At 50.8% G+C, this 25,093-nt stretch carries 23 protein-coding genes and 1 rRNA gene; 13 read left to right on the top strand and 11 right to left on the bottom strand.

The annotated features are described in order from the left end of the window. The 8 genes from rrf to P2G53_RS09515 all read left to right on the top strand — a co-directional run bounded on the left by rrf (position 1) and on the right by P2G53_RS09515 (position 10,442). Positions 1 to 115: ribosomal RNA gene (gene rrf / locus P2G53_RS09550) — 5S ribosomal RNA — on the top strand. Positions 116 to 299: 184 nt separating this feature from the next. Then, positions 300 to 1,199: a cysteine synthase CysM gene (gene cysM, locus P2G53_RS09545; RefSeq protein WP_275816584.1), complete on the top strand. Its 900-nt coding sequence runs from the start codon at positions 300 to 302 to the stop codon at positions 1,197 to 1,199. Between the two features lie 213 nt (positions 1,200 to 1,412). Continuing rightward, positions 1,413 to 3,671, top strand: a complete 2,259-nt coding sequence (gene relA, locus P2G53_RS09540) for a GTP diphosphokinase (protein WP_275816583.1) — start codon at positions 1,413 to 1,415, stop codon at positions 3,669 to 3,671. Continuing rightward, the gene (gene mazG, locus P2G53_RS09535; RefSeq protein WP_275816581.1) at positions 3,668 to 4,507 is read left to right on the top strand and encodes a nucleoside triphosphate pyrophosphohydrolase; all 840 of its coding nucleotides are present in this window, start codon (positions 3,668 to 3,670) and stop codon (positions 4,505 to 4,507) included. Before relA ends, mazG begins: the two co-directional genes overlap by 4 nt. Positions 4,508 to 4,671: 164 nt before the next feature. Then, on the top strand, positions 4,672 to 7,281 hold the full coding sequence (ppc, locus tag P2G53_RS09530) for a phosphoenolpyruvate carboxylase (protein ID WP_275816579.1): 2,610 nt from the start codon (positions 4,672 to 4,674) through the stop codon (positions 7,279 to 7,281). Between the two features lie 310 nt (positions 7,282 to 7,591). Then, positions 7,592 to 8,251 (top strand): adenylate kinase, encoded by a 660-nt coding sequence (gene adk, locus P2G53_RS09525; RefSeq protein ID WP_275816577.1) that lies wholly within the window; start codon positions 7,592 to 7,594, stop codon positions 8,249 to 8,251. Positions 8,252 to 8,422: 171 nt separating this feature from the next. Beyond that, positions 8,423 to 9,160, top strand: a complete 738-nt coding sequence (rlmB, locus tag P2G53_RS09520) for a 23S rRNA (guanosine(2251)-2'-O)-methyltransferase RlmB (RefSeq protein ID WP_275816574.1) — start codon at positions 8,423 to 8,425, stop codon at positions 9,158 to 9,160. Positions 9,161 to 9,215: 55 nt separating this feature from the next. Then, a complete protein-coding gene (locus tag P2G53_RS09515) occupies positions 9,216 to 10,442 on the top strand; it encodes a DEAD/DEAH box helicase (RefSeq protein ID WP_275816572.1) in 1,227 nt (408 codons plus the stop codon). Between the two features lie 170 nt (positions 10,443 to 10,612). On the opposite strand, the gene P2G53_RS09510 is transcribed toward P2G53_RS09515, so the two are convergent. Further along, positions 10,613 to 11,182 carry a cytochrome P460 family protein gene (locus P2G53_RS09510; protein WP_275816570.1) on the bottom strand — a complete coding sequence of 190 codons (570 nt, stop codon included), beginning with the start codon at positions 11,180 to 11,182 and terminating at the stop codon, positions 10,613 to 10,615. Between the two features lie 170 nt (positions 11,183 to 11,352). On the opposite strand from P2G53_RS09510, the gene P2G53_RS09505 reads away from it, so the two are divergent. After that, positions 11,353 to 11,499, top strand: a complete 147-nt coding sequence (locus P2G53_RS09505) for a hypothetical protein (protein WP_275816568.1) — start codon at positions 11,353 to 11,355, stop codon at positions 11,497 to 11,499. Between the two features lie 85 nt (positions 11,500 to 11,584). On the opposite strand, the gene P2G53_RS09500 is transcribed toward P2G53_RS09505, so the two are convergent. Then, positions 11,585 to 12,829, bottom strand: a complete 1,245-nt coding sequence (locus tag P2G53_RS09500; RefSeq protein ID WP_275816566.1) for an RNA polymerase sigma factor RpoD/SigA — start codon at positions 12,827 to 12,829, stop codon at positions 11,585 to 11,587. Between the two features lie 95 nt (positions 12,830 to 12,924). Next, complete coding sequence (locus tag P2G53_RS09495) at positions 12,925 to 13,230, bottom strand: hypothetical protein (protein ID WP_275816564.1); 306 nt, start codon at positions 13,228 to 13,230, stop codon at positions 12,925 to 12,927. 178 nt (positions 13,231 to 13,408) lie between these two features. On the opposite strand from P2G53_RS09495, the gene P2G53_RS09490 reads away from it, so the two are divergent. Next, entirely contained in the window at positions 13,409 to 14,101 is a 693-nt protein-coding gene (locus P2G53_RS09490; RefSeq protein ID WP_275816562.1) for a hypothetical protein, read from the top strand. Positions 14,102 to 14,110: 9 nt separating this feature from the next. On the opposite strand, the gene P2G53_RS09485 is transcribed toward P2G53_RS09490, so the two are convergent. The 4 genes from P2G53_RS09485 to P2G53_RS09470 all read right to left on the bottom strand — a co-directional run bounded on the left by P2G53_RS09485 (position 14,111) and on the right by P2G53_RS09470 (position 19,246). Next, complete coding sequence (locus tag P2G53_RS09485) at positions 14,111 to 14,326, bottom strand: hypothetical protein (protein ID WP_275816560.1); 216 nt, start codon at positions 14,324 to 14,326, stop codon at positions 14,111 to 14,113. Beyond that, positions 14,323 to 15,510 (bottom strand): acetate/propionate family kinase, encoded by a 1,188-nt coding sequence (locus P2G53_RS09480; protein WP_275816558.1) that lies wholly within the window; start codon positions 15,508 to 15,510, stop codon positions 14,323 to 14,325. The genes P2G53_RS09485 and P2G53_RS09480 overlap by 4 nt, the downstream gene beginning before the upstream one ends. Beyond that, entirely contained in the window at positions 15,510 to 16,451 is a 942-nt protein-coding gene (locus tag P2G53_RS09475) for a bifunctional enoyl-CoA hydratase/phosphate acetyltransferase (protein ID WP_275816556.1), read from the bottom strand. Before P2G53_RS09475 ends, P2G53_RS09480 begins: the two co-directional genes overlap by 1 nt. A gap of 143 nt (positions 16,452 to 16,594) precedes the next feature. Beyond that, positions 16,595 to 19,246: a bifunctional diguanylate cyclase/phosphodiesterase gene (locus tag P2G53_RS09470; RefSeq protein ID WP_275816554.1), complete on the bottom strand. Its 2,652-nt coding sequence runs from the start codon at positions 19,244 to 19,246 to the stop codon at positions 16,595 to 16,597. Positions 19,247 to 19,443: 197 nt separating this feature from the next. Here P2G53_RS09470 and P2G53_RS09465 point away from each other — a divergent pair, with 197 nt between their 5' ends. Further along, a complete protein-coding gene (locus P2G53_RS09465; RefSeq protein ID WP_275816552.1) occupies positions 19,444 to 20,478 on the top strand; it encodes a DUF2333 family protein in 1,035 nt (344 codons plus the stop codon). Between the two features lie 44 nt (positions 20,479 to 20,522). Here the strand turns inward: P2G53_RS09465 and P2G53_RS09460 are convergent, their stop codons facing one another. Both P2G53_RS09460 and P2G53_RS09455 read right to left on the bottom strand, forming a co-directional pair. Continuing rightward, positions 20,523 to 20,693 (bottom strand): DUF3012 domain-containing protein, encoded by a 171-nt coding sequence (locus P2G53_RS09460; RefSeq protein ID WP_275816551.1) that lies wholly within the window; start codon positions 20,691 to 20,693, stop codon positions 20,523 to 20,525. 438 nt (positions 20,694 to 21,131) lie between these two features. Further along, positions 21,132 to 21,536 (bottom strand): DUF4332 domain-containing protein, encoded by a 405-nt coding sequence (locus tag P2G53_RS09455; protein ID WP_275816550.1) that lies wholly within the window; start codon positions 21,534 to 21,536, stop codon positions 21,132 to 21,134. A 133-nt stretch (positions 21,537 to 21,669) separates the two neighbouring features. Here P2G53_RS09455 and P2G53_RS09450 point away from each other — a divergent pair, with 133 nt between their 5' ends. After that, the gene (locus P2G53_RS09450; protein WP_275816548.1) at positions 21,670 to 23,139 is read left to right on the top strand and encodes a helicase HerA-like domain-containing protein; all 1,470 of its coding nucleotides are present in this window, start codon (positions 21,670 to 21,672) and stop codon (positions 23,137 to 23,139) included. Positions 23,140 to 23,365: 226 nt separating this feature from the next. Next, positions 23,366 to 23,788 (top strand): PilZ domain-containing protein, encoded by a 423-nt coding sequence (locus tag P2G53_RS09445; protein WP_275816546.1) that lies wholly within the window; start codon positions 23,366 to 23,368, stop codon positions 23,786 to 23,788. Here P2G53_RS09445 and P2G53_RS09440 read toward each other — a convergent pair. Together P2G53_RS09440 and P2G53_RS09435 are read right to left on the bottom strand one after the other, a co-directional pair. Continuing rightward, complete coding sequence (locus P2G53_RS09440) at positions 23,778 to 24,638, bottom strand: AAA family ATPase (RefSeq protein WP_275816544.1); 861 nt, start codon at positions 24,636 to 24,638, stop codon at positions 23,778 to 23,780. The genes P2G53_RS09445 and P2G53_RS09440 overlap by 11 nt on opposite strands. Before the next feature lie 26 nt (positions 24,639 to 24,664). After that, positions 24,665 to 25,030, bottom strand: coding sequence for a histidine triad nucleotide-binding protein (locus P2G53_RS09435; RefSeq protein ID WP_275816542.1), 366 nt, complete (start codon positions 25,028 to 25,030; stop codon positions 24,665 to 24,667). Between the last annotated feature and the right edge of the window lie 63 nt (positions 25,031 to 25,093).

The raw sequence follows: 25,093 nt of genomic DNA, 5'->3' as shown, positions 1-25,093 counted from the left end.
TTGGCGACCATAGAGTTGTGGAACCACCTGAATCCATCCCGAACTCAGACGTGAAACGCAACATCGCCGATGGTAGTGTGGGGCTTCCCCATGTGAGAGTAGGTCATCGCCAAGCACCTAATAAAATAAGCCCTCTGCACGCTGTGCAGGGGGCTTTTTTATTGCCTTCCGTTAACAAGGGACATGCAATCTATTCGCTTGTTCTTGCATTGAACCCTCGCTAGAATCGCTCGTCATATTTGTTATAACGAATAAATTTGTTATTTCGTTTTGTTTTTACTTGTTCAGGATGATATGCAATGCGGGCTCAGTTTCCGACAATCGAAGATTACATTGGTAAAACACCCCTTGTGCGCCTTCAGCGACTGGGCCAGGGGCGTGGCAATGTCATTCTGTGTAAGTTGGAAGGAAACAACCCTGCCGGTTCCGTAAAAGACCGACCTGCGTTGAGTATGATTCAGCGTGCTGAGGTGCGAGGCCAGATCAAACCCGGTGATACTCTGATCGAAGCTACCTCTGGTAATACCGGGATTGCACTGGCGATGGCTGCGGCCATTAAAGGTTACCAGATGATTCTGATCATGCCAGATAATGGCAGTGCTGAGCGTAAAGCGTCGATGACAGCTTATGGCGCTCAATTGATCACCGTATCGAAAGAAGCCAGTATGGAAGGCGCGCGTGACCTTGCTTTGCAGATGCAGGCGGAAGGCAAGGGTATTGTGTTGGATCAGTTCTCAAATATGGATAACCCTGAGGCGCATTATCAGGGCACCGGCCCGGAAATCTGGGAGCAAACCGATGGTGAAGTGACTCATTTTGTGAGCTCAATGGGTACAACCGGCACTATAATGGGTACGTCCCGTTTCCTGAAAGAACAGAATCCTGATATTCAGATCATTGGTCTTCAACCTGCGGATGGCGCACAAATTCCAGGGATTCGTCGCTGGCCGGAAGAGTACCTACCGAAAATTTTTGACCGTTCACGTGTGGATGAGGTCCTGGATATCACCCAGAAAGATGCAGAGGACACCATGCGTCTGCTTGCGCAGAAAGAGGGGATATTTTGTGGCGTCTCTTCCGGTGGTGCCGTCGCTGGTGCGCTTAAATTGGCCGAACAGGTCGAAAATGCCGTTATTGTCTGCATTATTTGTGACCGGGGCGACCGTTATCTTTCGACCGGTGTATTTAATGACAAATAATGCACAGGGCCTCAGTTGAGGCCCTTTGTCGTTTAGGTGTTGAAAATTATTGCAGCATCTTATGATGCCGGCACTTTATACTTCTATAAGCAAAATGAGATGCAAGGGTTGATTATTGCCTGTTTGGCACCATTTAGGGCATAGGCATTGCATGGAACAAAATAATAAAAATACAGTCTGACGCTGTCGTTAAGAAAGGGTGGTTTTACATACGTGGTAAAGGTTCGGGAAGAACAGCCGGTCAGAGAAGATGGCTCTGTGGATCTGGATTTGTGGTTAGAGCATCTCGAATCTCTGACCCAAATTGACGACATTGAGTTAGTCCGCAAAGCATGTGAAGTAGCTAAACATGCCCATGATCGTGTTCCTGCTGCAGAGGATATCTGGGCTGAGAACACCATTGGGAGTTTTCGGACCGGGCTTGAAATGGCTCAGATCCTGGCTGATTTGCAACAGGATCAGGAAGCCCTTATTGCCGGTATTCTCTATCGCAGCGTGCGTGAGAAAAAACTCGCCATTGAACGCGTCAGAAAACTGTTCGGCAAAAACGTCGTGCAGCTGATTATGGGTGTTCTGCAAATGGCGGCCATCGGCAGCCGCAAAAATCCCCGCATTGATGAAAGCGTTTTAGGTAGTGATACCACGCAGATGGACAACATCCGTAAGATGTTGGTCGCCATGATTGATGATGTCCGGGTGGCACTGATCAAGATTGCTGAACGTACTTGTGCCATTCGAGGTGTTAAAGATGGCACCCGTAAAAAACGCTACGTTGTTGCCCGTGAAGTCTTCGAAATCTATGCGCCTTTGGCGCATCGACTAGGTATAGGCCATCTGAAATGGGAACTGGAAGACCTGTCCTTCCGGTACCTCAAGCCCAATGACTACAAACATATTGCGCAGTTGCTGGACGAGAAACGACTGGATCGACAGGGTTACATTGATCGGGTTGTTGGCCTTTTGCAGTCCGAATTGGATAAGGCGGGCATAGCCGGTGAGGTAAATGGCCGCGCAAAACATATCTACAGTATCTGGCGCAAAATGCAGCGCAAGAACATCGATTTTAATCAGGTATACGATGTCCGTGCTGTGCGAATTCTTGTGCCTGAAAGTCGTGACTGCTATGCGGTACTGGGTATTGTGCATGGGTTGTGGCGCAATATTCCGCATGAGTTTGATGACTATGTTGCCTCGCCTAAGCCGAATGGTTATCGCTCACTACACACCGCGGTCTTTGGGCCTGAAGGACGTGTGTTAGAGATTCAGATTCGTACCTTCACCATGCATGAAGAGGCTGAGCTGGGTGTCTGTGCCCATCACCTGTATAAGGGTACTGATATTAAGTCCGGCAGTGCGGCCTATGAAGACAAGATTGCATGGTTGCGGCAGGTGCTTGAATGGCATGATGATCTGGGCGAGAGCGAAGCGTTTGGTGACATGCTGCGTGGCGACGTGGTGGAGGACCGATTGTACGTCTTTACCCCTGATGGTCACGTCATTGATATGCCCAGTGGCTCAACCCCCGTCGATTTTGCTTACCGGGTACATACAGAAATCGGCCATCGCTGTCGTGGAGCCAAAATAAATGGCCGCATTGTGCCATTGAACCGCCGCTTACATACCGGAGATCAGGTTGAAATTCTGACCGGCAATGAAGAAAAACCGCGGCGGGACTGGTTGAATGCTAACCTCGGCTTTGTGAATACTTCGCGCGCTCGTGCCAAAGTTGCGCACTGGTTCAAGCTGCAGGCTAAAGAGCAAAATGCGGATGCCGGGCGGCATATTGTAGCGAAAGAGTTTAAACGTCTGGCGATTGACCATGAAGGCGTTGATCTGCGGCAGATATGTGAAGCGGTCAACTACAAGTCGGTCGAGGATATGTATGCCGCGCTGGGCGCAGGTGACCTGAGGCTTTCCCAGATTATCAATGCCGCGCAGCGGCAAGTGGTGCAGGAGCCGGTTGAAGAGCAACTGGATCTTGCGCTACAGAGCAGTCCTGAACGCAAACCTGAAGGCATTCGTATTCGTGGTGTTGGTCATCTGATGACCACGCTGGCGAACTGCTGTAAACCCGTCATTGGTGATCCGATCTCCGGTTACATCACACAGGGCCGGGGTGTGTCTGTCCACCGTGAAGACTGCAGTAACCTGATTCAACTGCAGGAACGCGAACCTGAGCGTATTGTTGAAGTTGACTGGGGTGAAGAGGGCGAAGCGACCTATCCTGTTGATATCTACATTGAAGCCTTTGACCGTGCGGGCTTGCTGAGGGATGTGATGCTGGTTCTGGCCAGTGAAAATCTGAACATCATTGCGGCAAATACCCTGTCGGATAAACGTGAAAACATGGCGCGTCTGACGTTGACTGTCGAAATAGCCGGACTGGAAATGCTCGGTAAGATTATGGATCGCATCAATCAGATACCGAATGTGATGGAGGTACATCGTCAGCGCAGTGGTATCTCGGTATGAGTCAAACCGTGGATTCCAAGCAGTTCTCACTCAATGATCTACTGACACTGATGGCACGCTTGCGTGATCCTGAAACGGGGTGCCCTTGGGATCTGAAGCAGGACTTTGCCAGCATCGTACCGCACACCCTGGAAGAGGCGTATGAGGTTGCAGATGCGATCGATCAGGCTGATTGGGCTCATGTGAAAGACGAGCTGGGCGACCTGTTATTTCAGGTGATCTTTTACGCTCGCCTGGGAGAAGAGGCCGGTCATTTCGATTTCAACGGGATAGTCGGGAATCTGATTGAAAAGTTGTTGCGCAGACACCCTCATGTATTTCCGGAGGGTACACTTGAGTCCCGGCGTGATCCTTCTGTAGCCCCGGATGAAGCCGACATTGCCCGTCGCTGGGATGAAATCAAAGCGTTTGAAAAGCAGCTTAAACCGGCGAAGACTTACTCCTATTTACTGGACGCAGTGCCCAATCGACTGCCTGCACTGAACCGCGCTTGCAAGTTGCAAAAACAGGCGTCCACTGTCGGTTTTGACTGGGACGAGACACATCAGGTGCTCGACCAGATAGAAGAAGAGTTGCAGGAAGTGCGTGAAGCTCTCGCATCGGGTGATCAACAGGCGGTTGCAGAGGAGATGGGTGATCTGCTCTTTGCGCAGGTGAATCTGGCGCGTAAGTTAGGCGTTAATCCGGAAATGGCTGTCCGGGCAACCAACCAAAAATTCACCCGCCGATTCAACTACATAGAAGATCAGGTCAAGGCGTCGGGCAAGACCTGGCAATCCTTTTCCCTGGCAGAGCTGGACCACTGGTGGCGTGAGGCCAAACAGCAGGGCCTCTAACTAAAAAGTAGTAGTTCTTCCTGGCTAGATTCCTGTAGCATCAAATGCAACTGATACGTCAATGCTGCCCCTCAGGGTGATCGAGTTGATATTGCCCTTTCTGCAGCCTTTCAGACTGACGGATCCCACTTCAAATCTGGCGGTGTCTTCCATAGGGAGAGAATATGACCGATCTGCATGAAGCGTTACGTGATGATGTGCGAATGTTGGGAAGCAGCCTGGGTAATACCATCCGGGCGCAACTGGGTGATGCCTTCCTTGAGCGTATTGAGCATGTGCGTCAGCTTGCAAAAGCCGGGCGCAGTGCTGAACAGGCTGAGCACGAAGAGTTGCTGGAAGCCCTCAACGCCCTCAGTGAAGACGATGTATTACCCTTAGCCAGAGCGTTTAATCAGTTCTTGAATCTGGCCAACATTGCGGAAGAACATCACCGGGTTCGCATTCGTGATGAAGAGGGGGAGTTGTGTGCTCCGGATACGTTGTGTGGCTTGTTTGCACAACTGCGCAAAAAAGGGTTTCCGCCAGAACAGATCACTCGCGCACTGGGGCAGATGCGGATCGACCTTGTTTTAACTGCGCACCCTACCGAAGTGAACCGCCGTACCCTGATTCAGAAATATGATGATGTTGCACTGTGCCTCAAAAATCTTGACCGGGGTGACAGCGGAGCTCAACAGCGGCTCGATGAGCTGATTTGTCAGATCTGGTACACCGATGAAATCCGTAAACAGCGCCCAACACCGGTAGATGAGGCTAAATGGGGCTTCGCGGTTATTGAAAACTCCTTATGGCAGGCAGTACCGCGTTTTCTGCGGCGGCTGGATGAACAGCTGCTTGAAGCACTCGGTGAGGGACTGCCTCTGGACTGCTCTCCTGTTCGCTTTGCGTCCTGGATGGGGGGCGACCGTGACGGAAATCCGAATGTCACGGCCAAGGTCACTGAAGAGGTGTTATTGCTCGCACGCTGGATGGCTGCTGACCTGTATTATTCCGATATCGATGCACTTCGGGCAGAGCTTTCCATGCAGCCGGCCATTACGGAACTCGCCGAACGCAGTGGTCACAGCACAGAACCCTATCGACAGATTTTAGGTGAGGTCAGATCCCGTCTGGCGGCAACCAAAAACTGGTTGCAGTCCCGTCTGAAAGGTGAACAACTCGAGTCTGATGATATCTATCAGCATGAGAGTGAGTTGCTTGAACCGTTATTGTTATGTCATCGCTCACTTAAGAGTTGTGGCATGGAGCTGGTTGCCAAAGGGGCGCTGGAAGACATTATCCGACGTATCGCCTGTTTTGGACTGACACTGATTAAGCTTGATATTCGACAGAATTCAGATCGTCATGCTCAGGTGTTTGATGAGTTATCTCAGTTTTATGGTCTGGGTTCTTATACCGGCTGGAGTGAAGAGGGTCGGCAAAGTTTTCTGCTGAAAGAGCTGCAGAGTCGCAGGCCTCTGCTGCCAAAACAGTGGAACCCCTCTGCCGATGTCCAGGAAGTCCTCGATACCTGTAAAGTTGTTGCTGCGGCAGAAGCCAGTGCATTGGGTTCCTATGTGATCTCCATGGCCAGCCAGCCATCGGATGTGCTGGCGGTTATTCTGCTGTTACGGGAGATGGGCATTCAGCACAATATGCGTGTGGTGCCGTTATTTGAGACGCTGGCTGATCTGGATAATGCCCGGGATTGTATCGCTTCATTGCTTCAGGTCGACTGGTATAAGCAGTACACCGAAGGGCATCAGGAAGTGATGATCGGTTACTCTGACTCGTCCAAGGATGCCGGACAGCTGGCAGCCGCCTGGGGTCAGTACAAGGCGCAGGAGGCATTGACCCAGCTTTGTCGTGATGAAGGCGTCCACTTAACACTGTTCCACGGTCGTGGGGGTACAGTGGGCCGGGGCGGTGGTCCCACCCATACGGCGATTCTGGCGCAGCCACCCGGCTCGGTAGATCATGGTCTGAGATTGACCGAACAGGGCGAAATGATCCGCTTCAAATACGGTATGCCTGAAATCGCAGTGCGCAACCTTGAACTGGTGACCGGCGCTGTGCTCGAGGCGACGCTGTTGCCGGGGCCAAGCCCCGAAACAGCCTGGCGCGAACAGATGGAAACCCTGGCGGGCATCGGTATGCACGAATACCGTCATATCGTGCGTGAAGATCCGATGTTTGTGCCTTATTTCAGGGCTGCAACGCCCGAACAGGAGCTTGCCAAACTGCCACTGGGGTCACGCCCGGCAAAACGGAAGCAGGATGGGGGGGTAGAAAGTTTACGGGCAATCCCATGGATTTTTGCCTGGACCCAAACCCGTCTGATGCTGCCAGCCTGGCTGGGCACCGACAAAGCGCTGGCTGAGGGTTTGAAACTCAATCAGGGCCGTCTGCTGCAGGTGATGTATACGCAGTGGCCGTTTTTTAAGGCCAATATCGATATGCTTGAGATGGTCATGGCGAAAAGTGACAGCAACATCTCGGCTTATTATGATGAGCGCCTGGTTTCAAAAGAGCTGAGTGTGCTTGGCTCGAGTTTGCGCGCCCGGTTGGGAGAGATGCAGGTCTGTATTAATCAGATTAAGCAGCAGAGTGGGCTTTTGGAACACAATCCGCTGATCAGGCAGTCCATTGAGGTGCGTAATCCCTATCTGGACCCGCTGCACTTTTTGCAGGCGGAGTTGTTGCACCGGGATCGAAATCAGCCGGACCAACGCCTGGAGCAGGCCCTGATGGTGACAATGGCCGGTATTTCGGCAGGTCTTCGAAATACCGGATAAGCCTATTTAACTGCATGAAAGTAAATGGCTTTTGTGGTAGTTTAGCCCATGCAAAGCGCGCGGGTAATCCCAGCGTGCGCACTTTAGTTGGGTAGTGTTAGTGCTAATGTCGAATTGTTCGTCAGCGCGGCCGTGGTATTTTCGCCCATTAAATGTAATTGCGGAACAGTTTTTGCTCAGTCATTCCACGGCAGGGCTCGTACCCGATTCAGAACCTGTGATCCGGTAAAGTCAGATTTTTCATCCCAGAGTGATAGCCTCAGGGGTTACAGGTTTCTCCGTTTTCAAAATATTATTTAGGAGTTTTGGTATGCGTATTATCCTTCTCGGCGCACCAGGCGCAGGTAAAGGTACCCAGGCGCAGTACATCACTGAAAAGTATGGTATCCCTCAGATTTCTACGGGTGACATGCTGCGTGCTGCAGTTAAAGCCGGTACCCCGCTGGGCCTGAAAGCGAAAGAAGTTATGGACGCAGGTCAACTGGTATCTGATGAGATCATTATCGGTCTGGTTAAAGAGCGTATCGAAGAAGCGGATTGTGAAGCAGGTTTCCTGTTTGACGGCTTCCCTCGCACAATTCCGCAGGCAGACGCACTGAAAGATGCAGGCGTTAAAATTGATGCGGTTGTCGAAATTGACGTGGCAGATGAAGAGATCATCAAGCGTATGTCAGGCCGTCGTGTACACCCTAGCTCTGGCCGTACCTACCACGTCGTTTTCAATCCACCAAAAGTGGAAGGTAAAGATGACGTGACCGGTGAAGATCTGGTGCAGCGTGTTGATGACCAGGAAGAGACTGTACGTGATCGTCTGAATGTCTACCATGAGCAGACTGAGCCCCTGATCAGCTACTACAAAGGTTGGGGAGAAACCGATGCGGCTTCCGCTCCTTCTTATGTGTATGTACCGGGTGTTGGCAGTGTAAATGATATCCGTGATGCGGTATTCGCAGGTCTGGAACAGGCGTAATCGAATCTGTTGTTAAAAAAAACCGCGCTAAGGCGCGGTTTTTTGTTTTCAGGCCTCTCATCACGGGAATTGGCCCCCGTTGCTGGGTTTTTAACTCGGTTTCCGGGATAATCCGCGTGTCAGATCAATCGTGCAGGGCGCTTCTCCTGCAATCGTCATTTGGGGGATCGCATGCAATATGAGTATCTGTTTGGTATACACGCTGTCAAAACAGCCCTTAAACGTGATGCTAGGCGGGTACAGAAAGTATTGCTGCTGCAGGGGCGGCGGGATCAGAAAATACAGGATTTAGAAACCCTGGCAAAAGCCGAACATATTCGGGTTCAGTGGGTGAGCAAACCAGAACTGGAAAAACTGGCTGAGAACCAGGTGCATCAGGGCGCGATTGCGGTCTGTGAACCGATGCGGGCGCAGTCCGAGAGTGACTTGATTCAGTTGTTGGATGGCTTGCAAGCAGAACCCTTTCTTCTGGTGCTGGATGGCGTGACTGATCCGCACAATCTGGGCGCCTGCCTGCGTACAGCTGATGCCGCGGGTGTCCATGCGGTGATAGCACCCAAAGATAAATCTGCTCCTTTGAATACGACCGTGGCGAAAGTGGCCTGCGGCGCAGCGGAAGTGGTGCCCTATGTGCAGGTGACCAACCTGTCCCGTACTCTTAAGATGCTTCAGGAACGCGGTATCTGGATCACAGGAACCGCCGGAGAGGCTGAGTTACAACATACCCAAGCCAATCTGAAAGGGCCTATGGCGCTGGTGATGGGAGCTGAGGGGCAGGGTATGCGCCGTCTGACCCGTGAGTTTTGTGACCAGCTGATCAAGATCCCGATGGCTGGCGAAGTCAGCAGCCTGAATGTATCGGTCGCAACCGGGGTCTGTCTGTTTGAGGCGGTGAGACAGCGCGGATAATCTTATGTTTGTCGGCTGTACTCAGCGATCTGCTCATCACTTCTCTGGATAAACTATGTTTCCTGAAATTACACTGCACCCTCAGCTTGAGAGTAATCTCAATACCTTAGGTTTTACTGAAGCGACTGAAGTACAACAGCAAGCCATTCCGTTGCTGTTAGAAGGCCAGGACCTACTGGTGCATGCACCTACTGGGACAGGTAAAACAGCGGCGTATTTGATTCCTGCCATCCAATCTATGCAGGGGACAAAATCGCCTGTCAGGCAGCCTCGTGCGCTGATATTAGTCCCGGTACGCGAGTTGGCGGATCAGATTCAGACTCAGTTCGCCAGATTATCCGAAGGACTGGGATTGAATGCCGTTTCGATCGTGGGAGGTGAGGACTTTAAGGTTCAGGAAAAACAGCTGGCACAGGTCGATCTGGTGATTGCCACCCCGGGCCGTTTAGTGCCTCATCTTGAGAACGGCTCGCTGGAACTCGACAGTTTAGACTTATTAGTGCTGGATGAAGCCGATCGTATGCTCGAAACCGGCTTTAAAGAAGGGCTGGAACAGATAATTGCGGCAGCGCCAGCGATTCGTCAGACACTTTTGATCTCTGCAACACTGCCCACTACGGTTCGCTCATTAGCAGCGGATATTCTGATCGATCCGCAATGGATCAGAGTCGGTCAAAGCCGTGCTATAGCCGAAGGCATAGAGCAATTTATTCTGCTCTCAGACGATCCGGCCCACAAAGATAAACAGCTCTGTTGGTTGTTGCAAAACGAAAGTTATGAAAAAGCGGTTGTCTTCAGTAATAGCAAGACCCAGGCGAAAAGGCTGGATGGCTTGTTGCGCTATCATAAATTCAAAGCTGCACTGCTGCATGGTGATGTCCAGCAGAAAGGACGTTTTGCGACCATCGAAGGTTTTCGTAAAGGCACAACAAAAGTGCTGGTAACAACGGATCTGGCTTCACGTGGGCTGGATGTAGAAGGCATTGATCTGGTGATCAATCTTGAGATGCCGAAAAAAGGCGATGTGTATCTGCACAGGGTTGGCCGCACGGGCCGCGCTGGTAAGACAGGCCAGGCGATCTCATTGATAGAACCAGCGGAATGGAATTTGATGTCGTCAATCGAGCGCTACCTTAAAACCCGTTTCCAGCGGAAGTGGATCAAAGAGCTGGCGGGATTTTATAAAGGTCCTAAAAAAGTCAAAGCCTCTGGTAAAGCCGCAAGCAGTAAGAAAAAGAAGACATCATCAGCCAAGAAAAAAGGCACCAGAGTGTCTAAATAGTCAAACTATTAAGATGCAGATGTATGCTCGTAATGGATTGTATTGACAGGTGTGATCGGGTTCTAAATCAATGTGAATGTTGGCTTTTATGCACCCGATAAGTGACTGGAATGGTTTGATGCCGTACCCAGCGTGTGGCAGCGAGCTGAGGTACGGCAGCAGTCTTGCTCTTATTTGTTGTAGAAGTGCTCGTCGTAGCGGGCGATGTAGTCATCGAGTTCCAGCGGGGCATGACAACCACGGCAACCGCTGAAGTCCTGCGTTGCAGGGGTGCTGGCATCAGCCTGGTAAGCGCTGTATAACCAGTCACCTGTTTTCACTATTCCTTCCGGTAACATTGCTCCCCAGCCTTCGCCTTTAGACATCACAAAAATCTTGGCAAGATTGGCTTTCACCAGACGTCCATCAGCATCCTTAACCAGATCACCCTCGGCAGTTTTCTGTGCGGCGTAGATCTCCATCACGGTGGTTGTACCAAACGGGAACGGATCTCCCTGATTAGCACCCATGCCGACATCGTTGATATAGATTTCGCGGATTTGACCAGCCTTGGCTTTATCTACAGTCGGAACAAATTTTGCCCAGCTTTGGTAGCCTGCAGGAACAGCTAGGTCACCATCACCTTTGATTTGAACCGTTTCAGACTTGGTCATCTGCTGACAGCCCACCGCCATCATGAGTGCCGCTCCCAAAAAACTGATTCCCAATACTGATCCGGTGGTGCGTTTCATCGTTTTCATGCTCGAATCCTTGTCTAGTTTGTATATCCATTGAGATGTAAAACCAGTACGTAATCGATTGGTTTTCAGATTTTAAGCAGCAGCGAATTGAGATTATTTTTAGTGGTTTAAAATTGCAGCGGTATGCAGGTTTTTAAGCTCGAATTATCGGTACATGCCATGGCTTCGGCATGGGCTATCGTTTGACACAGTTCTGCCTGGTGGATACCTACCTTTCTGCAGAGCTGATAGATCTGCCCGAGATTGGCAAAATGCTGAACTCTGTTGGCGGAGTCACGCAGCAGGCTCATCCGGGTTTTGCTTTGTTGCAGATATGAAATTTCTAAAACCATCGGGCCACAACTCTGAGCCTGCACGGTCACTTTGAGAATCTGTTTGCAACGTGCTTTTTGCTTTAAGGACTTAGGATTCATGAGGCGCCCCGTGAGATGGTGGTTGGATTTTGAGCTGATCCTGAAGTTTGGTCAGGGCTGAGTGTTGCAGTTGACGTACCCTTTCCGTACTGATGTTCAGTTGGTTGGCGATCTCCTGCAGGGTGTGTTCTGTATGGCAATCGATGCCAAAACGCATTTTCAGTACCTTAGCTTCGCGATCAGTCAGAATTTTAATCAGCAGCTCAAGCAGACGTTTCTGTCGATCATTGTTGAGTTGGCTATCTGCACGGGCCTCGGGGTCATGCAATGACATATCGAGAGTGAGGGATTCACTGTCATGCACCGGTAGCGAAAGTGAGATCGGCGTTTCCGGGAAAGACTGAATCGCTTCCAGGGTATTGATCGGGATTCCTGTATCAGTATGAATCTCTTCAATTGACGGTAATCGGCTGTGTTGATGCTGAAACTTCTGTTCACAGTTGCGGATCATGGACAGCTTCGATTGCAAATGGGCGGGGCGGGCAATCAGGTGATAGCGTTTTTGCAGGGCATTCTTTACCGCTGTGTTGATGCACCAGTGCGCATAGGTTGAAAAACGGTAACCTTTGGCAAAATTGAAACGGTCAGCGGCTTTGATAAGACCCAGATTGCCATCCTGTAAAAGATCCTCAAAACCAATGCCAAGCTCCCGGTATTTGGCTGCAACCCTGAACACCAGACGAAGATTGCTATTGATCAGCTGAGCTCTTAGTTGAGAGTAACGTTGCATCAGACGGGAATAGAGGGGTATCAGGTTTGAATGCCGTTTCGATTCCGCCTGCGCAATATCAATTAACGCCTGGCGACTCAGGTTGAGTTTAAGGGTCAGTTCAATCAGTGTGTTGCGTAGTTCAATTGAATGGTCTTCTGCTAACCCATCCAGATGGTCAATGACTTTGAGTGTATCGATCAGAGTGATGACCTGATTTTCAACCGACTGGGGAGGTTCTGCCAGATCCCAGCGTTTTGCCGGTGCTCCATCTGCACACAACTGGTTGCAGAGAAAATCACTGATGAGGTGTTCAAGCTGATCCAGTCCCGATTCGGTACCCAATAAACACTCGATAAGCTGTGACATCACCGCATTAATCTGACGCCCCAGCGCGGCTTCTTTTTTTTCGCCCAGTAAAGGAAATCGCTGAACATCCTGTCCGTAAAGTGAGAGTGCCGTCAGTGGCTGGAGGTCTGATGTTGAAATGGTCTCATTCAGCGGAGGAAAAGTATTGTCCAACATGGTTATGCCTGTTTCGCCCTATTGAGGGAGATACGAGGCTGAAAATAGAGCAGATCACCCTTGTCGGTTTTGGCAGGAGATACGGTGATGAGAAGTTAATGATCCGAGTGAACGCGTTGTTTTCCCACCCAGGCAAAGTGCTGGGACAGTAAAGGATCTGCCAGCAAAGCTTCAAGGCTGTTCAGCTTTTTACCCAGCGTCATTTCATCGTAAAAACGATGCACAGCGTTGTGGCAGGTACGGCAGATAAAAATGCCCTGATTAAGCTGTTCCCGATTGAAATGCTTGGCAAAAAAATTCCGTCGGTGCAGTTTTCTGGGAATCAGATGATGGAAAGTCAGAGCCGTACTGCGCTGGCATAAGGGGCAAGCGGACTGCTTCGGTCTGTGTTTCGATCTCATCTTTCAAATCATAATTTAAGAATTTGTCTGAAGGTTTTCATAGTAACCCTAAACTACACTGCCTGCCGACCAAGGGCCGGAGTATTGCCCTGTGAGTCTGACACTTTGAGACTGTCGTGCTCATCAGTTGTTCCCATAGAGGGCGCGACGGTTTCAGACCACAACAAGGAGGGAAACCATGTTGGTTCAAAAACCGATTTTATTATCTGCCACACTGTTTATGTTATCGGGTCCGGTGACAGCAAATGATCCGCCAAGACCCTTTACTGAGATCAAACACGCAGTAGAAGCTGTCTCAGATCAGGTGGAGGCGCTGGACGCCAAAGTGGATGCGCTGACAAGCGATCTGAGTGGCCTGGAGGCTAAGGTTGATGCACTGAGTGCAACGGTCGATGGTGTGGCAACGGATGTTGCCTCATTGCAAGCCACAGTGGATATGGTGGCCGCCGACACGGCATTGCTGGCCAGTACTCTACAACTCAGTGTGGCGGTAGATACTGAAGCCTGTGCATCCGCTGCGGTGCAATGCAGTGTTGATGGCACGGGTGCCGCAGACAGTGGTAATCACAGCCCGATCCGGTTATTTGTGCATGTCAGCCAGAATGGCCAGCCGGTTACTGGGCTGACACTGGATGATTTTGGCTTAACTGTACCCTTTGTCCCCGCGGGAGGCGCAGCAACGGTAATCTGCGAAGAAGCGGTCTGTGGACCCGATCGTTTTCAGGCACAAGCCGGGGTCTATACCCTTTGGTTGGATCGCGGCCCTGCTGGAAACTGGGTGGCTGGCAGTTATGCCGGATCACTGACCGTGGTGACGGCCGATTCTGCCGGTGCTGAGCTGGTCAACTTTACCTTGCCCGCGGCGCCCTGAGTACTGGTCTCAGTTGGTTGTCGCCTGGTTGAGCTGATTCTGCTGGGTGTCATAAGCACGGTTCAGGGTATCCTGAACCGTTTTTGCTTTTTCGAGGGCCTGTTGCTGGTTTTCCAACAGATGTCCTTTGTTTTCCTGGCTGACCTTATCGGTGTCGTCAGAGCAGGCTGTCAAAGTGATTGTGATCAGCAACATCAGGACGGCAGAACCATAAGAACGTTTCATGCTTGTAAGGTCTCCAGCGTATATTGCGCCAACATCGCTTCTTCATTGGTGGCAATGACCCTTACCGGGAGAGCGGATTTAGTTGCGCTGATAATGGCCGCAGAAGCGGTGTTTTGCTGCTCATTCAGGGCTATACCCAGCCACTGACAGCGGTGGATAATACGCGCGCGGACATCGGCATCGTTTTCACCCACACCGCCGGTAAAGACCAGTTGCTCAAGTCCGCCGAGGGCGGCGGTGAGACGGCCTATTTCAAGTGCAGCACGATAACAGAACAGATCAATTGCCTGCTCCGCTTCAGCGCATTCAGCCTGATGCAGGGTCAGCATATCACTGCTGATACCTGATATACCCAGCCAGCCACTCTCTTTGTAGAGCAGGTTTTCAAGCGAATCCGCATCCATGTTGAAATTACGTTGCAGGTAAAGCAGTACCCCGGGGTCGATCTGTCCGCTGCGACTGCCCATGGGTAAACCTTCAACTGCGGTAAACCCCATGGATGACGCGATGGATCGTCCGTGTTTAACAGCACACATACTGGCGCCGGCACCTAAATGGCAGATCACTGTATTCAGATTACCGCTACCCAGCGATTCCAGCTGACGTTGAATGAAAGCATAGGACAACCCATGAAACCCGTAACGCTGAATACCGGCATCGCGCAGGTGTTTGGGCAGTGCGTACATGCGCTCCAGCTCAGGCATGCTGGCGTGAAACATGGTGTCAAAGCTGGCAACCTGCAACAGTTGTGGTGCTACTGCTGTGCAGGCTTCAACCAGTTTGAGGTTGAACGGTTGATGCAGCGGCGCCAGTGGAATCAACTTTTCCAGTTGCTGCTGAACCTCAGCGGTTAAACGCACGGGCCGGGTAAAGCGATCACCGCCATGCACTATGCGATGTCCTACCGCCATTAACGGTGGCAGATCGGTCTGTTGTTCCAGCCATGTCAGAACCTGGCGCAGCGCAGCTTCATGACGTGCTGACGGCTCAACCTGATTAAAGTCGGTGCTGAAGGGCGCTTTTATGCCCTGTGTGAGGTGTTTGAGTTCCCCACGGGGAGCCTCGCCCAGCAGGTTACCTAATTTGATCTGATAAAGCGGGGTCAATTCAGTTCCGTTGGTACCATAAACTGCGCACTTCAGGCTGGAAGATCCCGCATTAACGGTGAGGATAGATGCGTTCATTATTCAGAGACGTGCTGATCCAGAACCATATGTGAAGCCAGCGCGCATGATGCGAGGCGACCCAGTGTTTTTTCTGAGCGGCTGGTCAGAATAATCGGCACTTTGGCTCCCAGAGCAATGCCAGCTGATTTCGCATTTGCCAGGTAGATCAGCTGTTTGGCGATCATGTTGGCAGCTTCCAGATCCGGTGCCAGCAGAATATCGGCCTCACCGGATACTTCAGAGACAATGTGTTTATCTTCGGCGGCTTCTTTAGAGATGGCGTTGTCGAAAGCCAGTGGACCATCCAGAAGTCCGCCGGTGATCTGGCCACGGTCGGCCATTTTGCAGAGGGCGGCAGCATCCAATGTACTTTGCAGATTGGGTTTCACTTTCTCAACCGCGGACAGAATGGCGACCTTGGGCAGTTCAACACCAAGCGAGCGGCAGAAGTCGACAGCATTTTGCACGATATCCCGCTTGCACATCAGATCAGGCACGATGTTGATGGCAGCATCGGTAATGATCAGGGGTTTGTGATAGTTGGGCACATCAAAGACGAAAACATGACTCAGGCGTCTTTCGGTGCGGATGCCGCGGGTTTTATGGACAACCGCGCTGAGCAGTTCGGAGGTGCCGAGGTGCCCTTTCATGATGGCTTCTGCATCGCCATTGCGAACCACATCACAGGCCAGTTCTGCTGCTGCATGGCTGTGTTCGGTGTTCAGTAGTTCGTATCGGCTGATATCTAGATTATGTTCCTGCGCCACGGCCTGAATTTTATGGCTGGGTCCGATCAGAATGGGCTCAATCAGGCCGTGTTCAGCGGCTTCAATCGCGCCAACCAGACTGTTGCCGTCGACCGGATGAACCACGGCGGTACGAATCGGGCGTGCCGCTTCAGCCTGACGAATAAAAAACTCAAGCTGATCGTGAACGGGCGGTTTCTCTTTGATGATCATGTTTGATAAAGCCTCTTCGGCCCAGATGCCGTTATGGGGAGCGATATTAGGTGAAAGAGAATAGGTTTATTATGACGCAGCGCAGCAAAATATGCATTTGTTTCACCGGCGAACCTGAAGTTCGCCGGTGAAATGCCAGGGGATCAGTAGAGTTTATCGACGTTTTGGTCGAAATGGATCGCTTCCGGTAGTTTTTCGATCTCGATCAGGTCGCCCATATCTTCCTGAGTGAGCGGTTTGCTGAATAGATAACCTTGCACAATGTCGCATTCAAACTCACGCAGCAGCATCAATTGTTGCTGGCCTTCGATCCCTTCTGCCACAACTTTCAATTTGAGGGCATGGGCCATCGAGATGATAGAGCGGGTCAGAGCGGCGTGGTGCGGGTTGTTGACGATGTCCCGAATGTAGGTCATGTCAATTTTCAGGCTGCTGATTGGCAGTTTACTGAGATAACTGAGCGAGCTGTTGCCAGTACCAAAGTTATCCAGGCTCAACGCAATGCCCAATTCACGGATTTCGCGGAGTTTGGGCAGCAGCTCATGCAGGTGATCTGACAGGATGGGTTCACCCAGCTCAAGTTCAAGATATTTAGGATTCAGTTTAGTCTCAAGCAGAGTTGCCTTGATGTGATCAATCAGTCCTTCGTGTCGCAGCTGTGCCAGCGAGAGGTTAACCGCCATGCGCATGGGACGGTTACTGACTTCAAGAAAGGTTGCCAGTGCGCTGGTGGCCTGAGTAATGGCAAATTCGCCCAGTTGGTGAACATGACCAGTCTCTTCAGCTACGGGTATAAACTCGCGTGCAGAGATATCACCGAGTTTAGGGCTGTGCCAGCGCAACAGGGCTTCAAAGCCCATCATCTTACCGGATTTGATAAAGTTCTTGGTTTGATAGACCAGATAGAATTCATTGTTCTCTAGTGCCGCAGGCAGTTCTGCAGCAATTCTGGCCTTGCGTTCACGTTGCTTTTCGAGCTCTGCGGAGTATTGCACAAACCGGTTACGTCCTTTGCGTTTCGCCTCCGCAAGAGCAACGGTGGCTGCATGCACCAGCTCTGCGACATTTCTACCATCCTGAGGTGCACTGGCGATACCCGCATTAGCGGTAATGGAGATCAGTTTATTATCGAGCATTAGCGGAGCAGTAACCTGTTCCAGCAGTTGCTCTGCAAAAGACTCCAGCGGCTGGTCTTCGCCGGTCTGGTAGATCATGAAACCATAGCCACCCATGTGGTAGACATGATCAGTTTTATCGGTGAAAAAACGCAGCCGTTTGGCGATCTCTTTGAACAGGTCATCACCCAGATGATGGGAGGGATCGTCGTTATAGGTACACCAGTTATCGATGTCGAGATAGCAGACATAAACCGGTTTTTTGCTATCCGCTGCAACATTCAGACACCGGGTTAACTGCTCTTCACCCCAACTTCTGTTGGGCAGACCACTCAGCGGTTCATTGCGGGCCAGGGCTTTGAGTTTCAGTTCGGTTTTCTTGCGTGCCGTCACATCCTGCAGCAGGAACATATAACCTACTTCCGATGCTTTGCTGCCAGCAATATTGCTGATCGAAATGTGATACCAGTGGCCGTTGTGGTCAGTAAAACGTTCGCCACTCCAGTGCCCTTCGCGCTTCAGTTGTTCGCTGATGCTCATGCGCTCAGTAGAAAGTCCGGAGAAGGGCGGAAAATCGGTCAGTGGCTTATTGCGCAGCGCTTTGGCGTCATGTTGTTGACCATCAAGGGTGAAATGTCGGTTTGCGTAACGAATCGCCCACTGACCGTCGGTGATGACAACCCCATGGGATGTCTGCTCAATGGCGTCTGACAGAGAATCCTTGCTGCGGGAGCCGCTGCTAGGGGCGACCAGGTCTTGTTGTTTTTTTGAAAGCAGCAAGTAGGCCAGAAAAAGAATCACAAGTAGCGCAACAAAAGCGAAAATCATGGGCTTCATCCGGTTGATCCAGCTTTCCTGCAACACAGAGGCCGGGATACTGGATAGAGTGTAGAGTTGGTATTCAGAGAAGTAATTGATGCTGACAAGCTGTTTGATGCCACCCAGGGGCAGTACAACCGCATCATAGGCGTTGACTGACAGGTGGTTGGCTTTGATTTTCTCCAACAGGTTAGGGTTGAGCGTCTCACCTAACAGTGCTGTGTCGGGGTAAGCCATTACCACTTCGCCATAGTTGGAGATCATCCACAACTGGCTTTCAGGCGCCAGTGGAATGCCGGTCAGAAAACTGGCATCACCGCTGATCTGTAATAGCTCAACCACCACACCTTTGAGATTTTCTTCATCATTGAGCAGCGGGATCAGCAGGGGCAAAACCGCCTCGGTTTGCTGTTTGCGGTTAACCACTTTTATCGCAGGCGCAAGCTGGGTCGAATTGGTGCTTTGCATCAGCTGGATGGCCTGCCGAAAATGACTGTCGATTGGCTGCTGCGGGGTTAAACCCTGTTGGTAGCGCAGCGAACCCTCTGAGTCCAATACCATCAGGCCTGCCAATGAAGGCTGATCAGTCAGGCTGGAAACGGTATCGGCTAGCTGGGCACGTGGACTGTTTTTGTCCAACAGCCAGACCGGAAATTTTCGTTGTACCTTGAGGGTTTCTGCCGTGAAGTATGCGCGATTGTGTTCAATCAGGCGGGTGGTTTGCTGTCGTAGCTGGTCAAGCTTGGTGCGCTGCACCTCTCCCCAGCCAGTGTATAACTCCCAGGCTAATGCCAAAGACAGCAGGAGTAGGGCTATACCCAACAGGCGTTGCACTGAGCTTTTGGCTAACGAAGTTAGCATCTTTATCTCCTGAGCGGTCCATCACTTTGAGAAGCGTAACTGTAATTCATTGTGCAGATGCACCCAATGCCTTAGTAGTTAAATTTAGACTTATGTCGGGCAATTAACCACTTAAATCACAATGTTTTTCCGGGTGGCCAGCACTTCATTCAGCAGAGTAGAATGATAACAGAGCCAAGAAGGGAGACGCGATATAGATGGCAATGTTAATAGACTGGTTTTTGGATCTCTGGGACAACATGCCAGCGGGTAAAATAGGGCGAGGGTTGTTGGCACTGTTGCTGCTGGTGATTGCTGTTTCTGTGCCTCTGGGGGTTTACTGGAGCATAACTCCTCCGGCTTTTGAGCCTGTGCAGGCAGCTAAAGAGGAAGCCGCGACCACCGGGCTGGCACCAACCACGGGCTATACAACTGTATATACCCTGCATCGTCTTGTCAGTACGTTGCTGGATAAACCCGGTGGCTATATCAGTAATGACCGTCTTCCGCCGGGGGTATGGCTGGATAATATCAGCAACTGGGAGTTTGGGGTGCTGGTGCAGTCAAGGGATTTGGCCCGTGCCATGCGTAAGGATTTCAGCCGATCCCAGTCGCAGTCAGTTGAAAACCCGGCGCTGACTGTGGCTGAACCTCAGCTTCACTTTGATAACAACAGCTGGTGGTTGCCCTCCTCAGAGTCGCAGTACCGAGAAGGACTGGAGGCGCTGTCTAAATACCAGCAGGGGCTGGCAAGTGTCAGTGAGGGCCAGACTCAGTTCTATGCCAGGGCAGATAATCTCAATAACTGGCTGGCCGATGTCCAGACCCGGCTGGGTAGCCTCTCTCAGCGCCTGAGTGCCAGTGTGGGGCAGAAACGTTTGAATACCGACCTGGCCGGTGACCCTGAAGCGGCGCAATCCACGGGTACCCCTCAGCTTCAGGAGGTAAAAACTCCCTGGCTTGAAATTGATGATGTCTTTTATGAGGCGCGGGGTTCTGCCTGGGCGTTACTGCATATTCTGAAAGCCATAGAACATGATTTTGCCGCTGTGCTGGAGAAGAAAAATGCCCGCGTGAGTTTGCAGCAGATCATCCGGGAGCTGGAAGCCACGCAGGAAACCGTGTGGAGCCCAATGATTCTGAATGGCGGAGGTTTTGGTCTGTTTGCCAACCACTCACTGGTTATGGCGAATTATATTTCACGCGCCAACGCTTCCATTATTGATCTGCGTGAACTCCTGGCCAGAGGCTAGAATTGAGGCAGGCACCGTGGTTATCGCAGTGCCTGCCAGTTCACTTACTGAAAAATACAGGACTTGGTGAATTCGGCAGCTTCATTTGCGCTCCAGTCGCCCTTGGGTTTTTCTTTCATCTCAGCGCACCATTCAGGGCTGCCTACTTCAGCAGAACAGCCGGCAAGCAGCATTGCCAGAAAGCCAGCCAAGAAGATTGTTTTGAACCCTTGCATAATAATTTCCTTGTTTTTGAGAATGCGATGTTGGAGCAATGTTGCCGGAAAAAACGGGCACCATCACCGTTTATATCTGTATTGTCTAAAATTCGACCGGTTACAGATGATTTTGTCTGAGGCGTGGGCGAACTCGAGTTTAAAAATACTGAATATACCTCGCCAGATCATCTCTGCAAGCCTGCTGTCTGAGCAGGAATGATCTCGTTGGACAGTGTCACCGGTGATTATTTATCTAAGTCTGCTGTTCAGGCCCCTACTGTTACAAGTCATCACACATTCATTAAAACGACTGGATTCCGCGGAAGAGCTTGCTTCCTGAGACTGATCACCAGAATTAGTCTTGCGCAATAACGGCAAGGGAGATGCAAAAAATATCGGTAATAAATGGCAACTCCGGTGCGCTGGAGTTACCACTTATTATCTGAAGAGCGTTGTTCAATAGTTAATCGCACGGGGAAGGTCTTTGGCCTCGGCAATCCAGTTTTCGACCTGTGTTTCACTGGGGAGTTTACGGACAAGATTTTTGTCATCATTCACGGCAACAAGCTTCTCGTAAAGATTTTTCGCGTTGCGTTGGGCAAGTTCTGGCACTGTGTCTACACCGGCCACTTCAAGAAGATCGGCGTATTCGCTGCCAATACCTTTAACCCGAGCCAGATCGGCACGATTGATCCATTTCAGAACCAGCTTATCACTGAGACCACTTTCATCAGTGATTTTTTTGCGGCCAGATGGGGTGCTTCCCTCACTGAGCAGCTGTTCCTGAGTGTTAATTCCGATTGCTTCAAGCTTACCGGCGTAGGTTTCGCCAATGCCTTCGATTTCTGCCAGCTTAGTCATGTTAGTGATCCTTTTTGAGGTTGAGAAAAGATGCGCATTAAGCGTTGTGCACCGCACCTAAGCTGTCAAGCAAGACAGGAGGTGTTATATATAAGAAACCTAATTTCTGCATTCCACCGTGGAGCATGATCTTATGACGGGTGTCTATATCGGTTCTCGTACCAGCGACTCGAGACAACGTGAATATCTGGATTTGGAATATGCAAATCGACACGGTCTGATTGCCGGTGCGACCGGCACAGGCAAGACGGTGACCCTCCAGGGATTAGCCGAAGGATTTTCCAATGCCGGTGTTCCGGTTTTTATGGCTGATGTCAAAGGTGATCTCTCAGGTTTGTGTCAACCTTCAGATATGCAGGACTTTTTGGTTCAGCGTGCGTTGGATATCGGTTTTTCGAAAGAGTACAAAAAGCAGGCTTTTCCGGTTGTCTTCTGGGATCTGTTTGGCAAGCAGGGCAATCCGTTGCGGACCACAATTTCGGAGATTGGCCCTCTATTACTTGCACGTATTCTGGATCTGAATGATACCCAGGAAGGTGTGCTCAATATTGCATTCAGGGTCGCAGATGAAGAGGGTTTGCTGCTTCTGGACCTTAAAGATTTGCAAAAGCTTTTGGTGTTCATGGCTGAGAACACGAGTGAACTGACCAGTGACTACGGCAATGTCAGCAAGGCCAGTATTGGTGCCATCCAGCGCAGGCTTTTGCAGCTTGAAAACGAAGGTGGTGAGAAGTTCTTTGGCGAAACCGCGCTTGAATTGAATGATTTTCTCCGCACCAATGAGGACGGTCGAGGTTATATCAACCTTCTGGTGGCGGACGAGCTGATGCAATCCCCAGGCCTGTATGCGACGTTTCTGTTGTGGCTGTTGTCGGAACTGTTCGAAGAGCTGCCAGAAGCCGGTGATCTCGATAAACCTAAATTTGTTTTTTTCTTCGATGAAGCCCATTTGTTATTCGAAAATGCACCTAAGTCACTGGTGCAAAAAATTGAACAGGTCGTTCGCCTGATACGTTCGAAAGCTGTGGGGATTTATTTTATTACACAGAATCCGGCTGATATTCCCGATGCGATCTTAAGCCAGTTAGGGAACAGGATTCAGCATGCTTTACGTTCATTTACAGCAAAACAGAGAAAGATGATCAAACTTGCTGCACAGACGTATCGCGAAAATCCTGACTTCAAGGTTGAGGATGCTATTACTGACCTTGGTGTGGGGGAGGCTTTGGTTTCAACGCTGGAGAAGAAAGGGCGCCCAAGTATTGTCCAGAAAACATTGATTCGTCCACCCTCTTCAAAACTGGGTCCGGCTGACGCAGATTTTCTGCGCATGTACAGAGCATCCTGTCCGTTGGCGGCAAAATATAGTGAGATGATTGATAGAAGGTCTGCATACGAAGTGTTGCTGGAAAGGTCTGAAAACAGACGCAAAGCCGATGAAGAGATCCAGACAACCAGCACGAAAAACCGGGGCGCAGCTTCGAGAAGCTCTGCCAGACAAACGCCTGTCGAAGCGTTCCTGAAGTCAATGGCACGTCAACTGGGTAGCGCTGTTGGCAAACAACTGATACGCGGGATATTGGGTGCGCTCAGCCGGAAGTAACGATCATTTGCTCTAGTAATCAAAGTGGGACTAGTTGATTAATTTGTCTGTTGTGGTAGGTGTCGGGTAACTGGATAACCTTATCTCTTAGATATGACTTGGCTGCTTTTTAGTCAGGGTCTAAACTGGATAGACATCTGGGCAGATTCAGCGAAGTAACTGGATTGAATGTTTCTGCCTGTCCTATCTTCAGGAGCGGTAATTTTTAGCTCAGAGGAAGCCCTCCATGCCTCGCCGTTTTATTCGTCATCCAGCTGCTATACCCATACAGTTAATCCCTAATACCTATCATGAAGAAACGGTGGTCACGGCGGATGTCAGTGCCGGTGGGTTATCAGTGATATCGGATCATATGATCGAGCCGGGTGCGGGTGTGAATGTAAAAATTTTTATCGCAGAACCGCCTTTTTCAATCTGTGGCTATGTTGTCTGGTGCCGTAAAGAAAAGGATGGATTCCATGTAGGCATCAGTTTTGCCGATCTGCCAACGGCGCATACGCTCAGAATGGTTGAGCAGGTGTGTCATATTGAACAATATCGTCAGGATGCCTTTGCGCAGGGGCGTTACCTTAGCGAGGAAGAGGCCGCTTTGGAGTGGATATCAAAATACGCGGCTAATTTTTATCCCCATACCGGTATCAAGAATTAGTCTGGGTTTGAGCTGGTTTTGAATCTACAGGCTCGACGTTATCGGTGAGCAGGTAAAAGCTGGTGATAACACCTCCCATCAAAACCAGAAATAGGGGAATCCAGAGCAGTTGCATGCCAATTGGCTGCTCTTCGACGAGGGGAAACAGGTTCTCCTCCGTGATCATCTCATTCTCCTCCAGCAGTGGCAGCAGAAGCGATCGCAGTAAACTCAGATTGCCCTCAGACTGGCGATAGATCACCAGGTCCGTACCCTGCTGAAAGATATGTCGTTCTTTGCCCTGTTCTTTGCTGAGATAACCCATGAAATTTTCAATTTCATCCGAGCCGACAGGAGGCAATTTCACCTCCGCAGGGATCCACTGATGAAACGCAGTATTCGGCGTGTCCGGGGTGGGCAAAACCAGATAATCGTCGCGCACGACCACCAGTTTGATGCTGCCTGAAACCCGGGTAGTAGGATCGCACAGCCTGAAGAGTGCGCGGGTGACTTCGTGGCTTGAATCGATGGCACTCTGATCGATCACTATCAGACAACATTGGTCAGCCTGCTTAAGCAGGTGCAGTTTTTTCAGTAACTGGTCTTTTTTACGGGGCGGTGGCAGGTCAAGTTCTTCTGCCAGTGCTTTGTACAGGCTCACACTGCGTTGCAGCGGCTCGGTAAACAGCAGGTGGGGCGAACCGTGGGCGCTAAATTCGGCAATCAGCTCTTTAACCAGAGTGGATTTGCCGCTGCCCTGGCCGCCGCACAGAAAGACTGCATTATCGCTGTGCAGGTGCTCATGCAGTCCCTGCAGCGCCTGACGGTAACCACGCCAGTGAAATAAACGCTTATTGTGCTGTTCAGTCATGCTTAGCCCCGGTCTGAGCGGTGGAATCAGAGCGGCTGTTTCAGCTTTTCAGTGTAGGGTGGCCAGCCCAGTGGTTTACCACCCAGCAGATGCAGATGGATGTGATACACCGTTTGCCCGCCATGCGTGTTGCAGTTCAGCACCGAGCGATAGCCGTCCTGAGCAAAGCCCAGACTGTCAGCGATTTCGGCCGCCGCCTGATGCATGCGACCGACCAGTGCAGTGTCTTCATCAGAGATCTCATTGGTGGTGGCGATATGTTTTTTCGGGATTACCAGAACATGGTGGGGCGCCTGAGGGTTGATGTCATTAAAGGCAATGACACGCTCATCCTCAAACACAATCTGGGCGGGTATTTCCTTGTTCACGATTTTACAGAACAGACAGTCCATTAATGATCTCCCGAAGTGACAGCAGGTTCAGTGACAGAGTATACCTCTGTCACGACCAGCTAT

The sequence above is a fragment of the Neptuniibacter sp. CAU 1671 genome, assembly GCF_029222905.1.
Lineage (GTDB): Bacteria > Pseudomonadota > Gammaproteobacteria > Pseudomonadales > Balneatricaceae > Neptuniibacter.
Note: the sequence above shows the minus strand (reverse complement) of the source record. Positions and strands in the feature narration are given on the sequence as shown.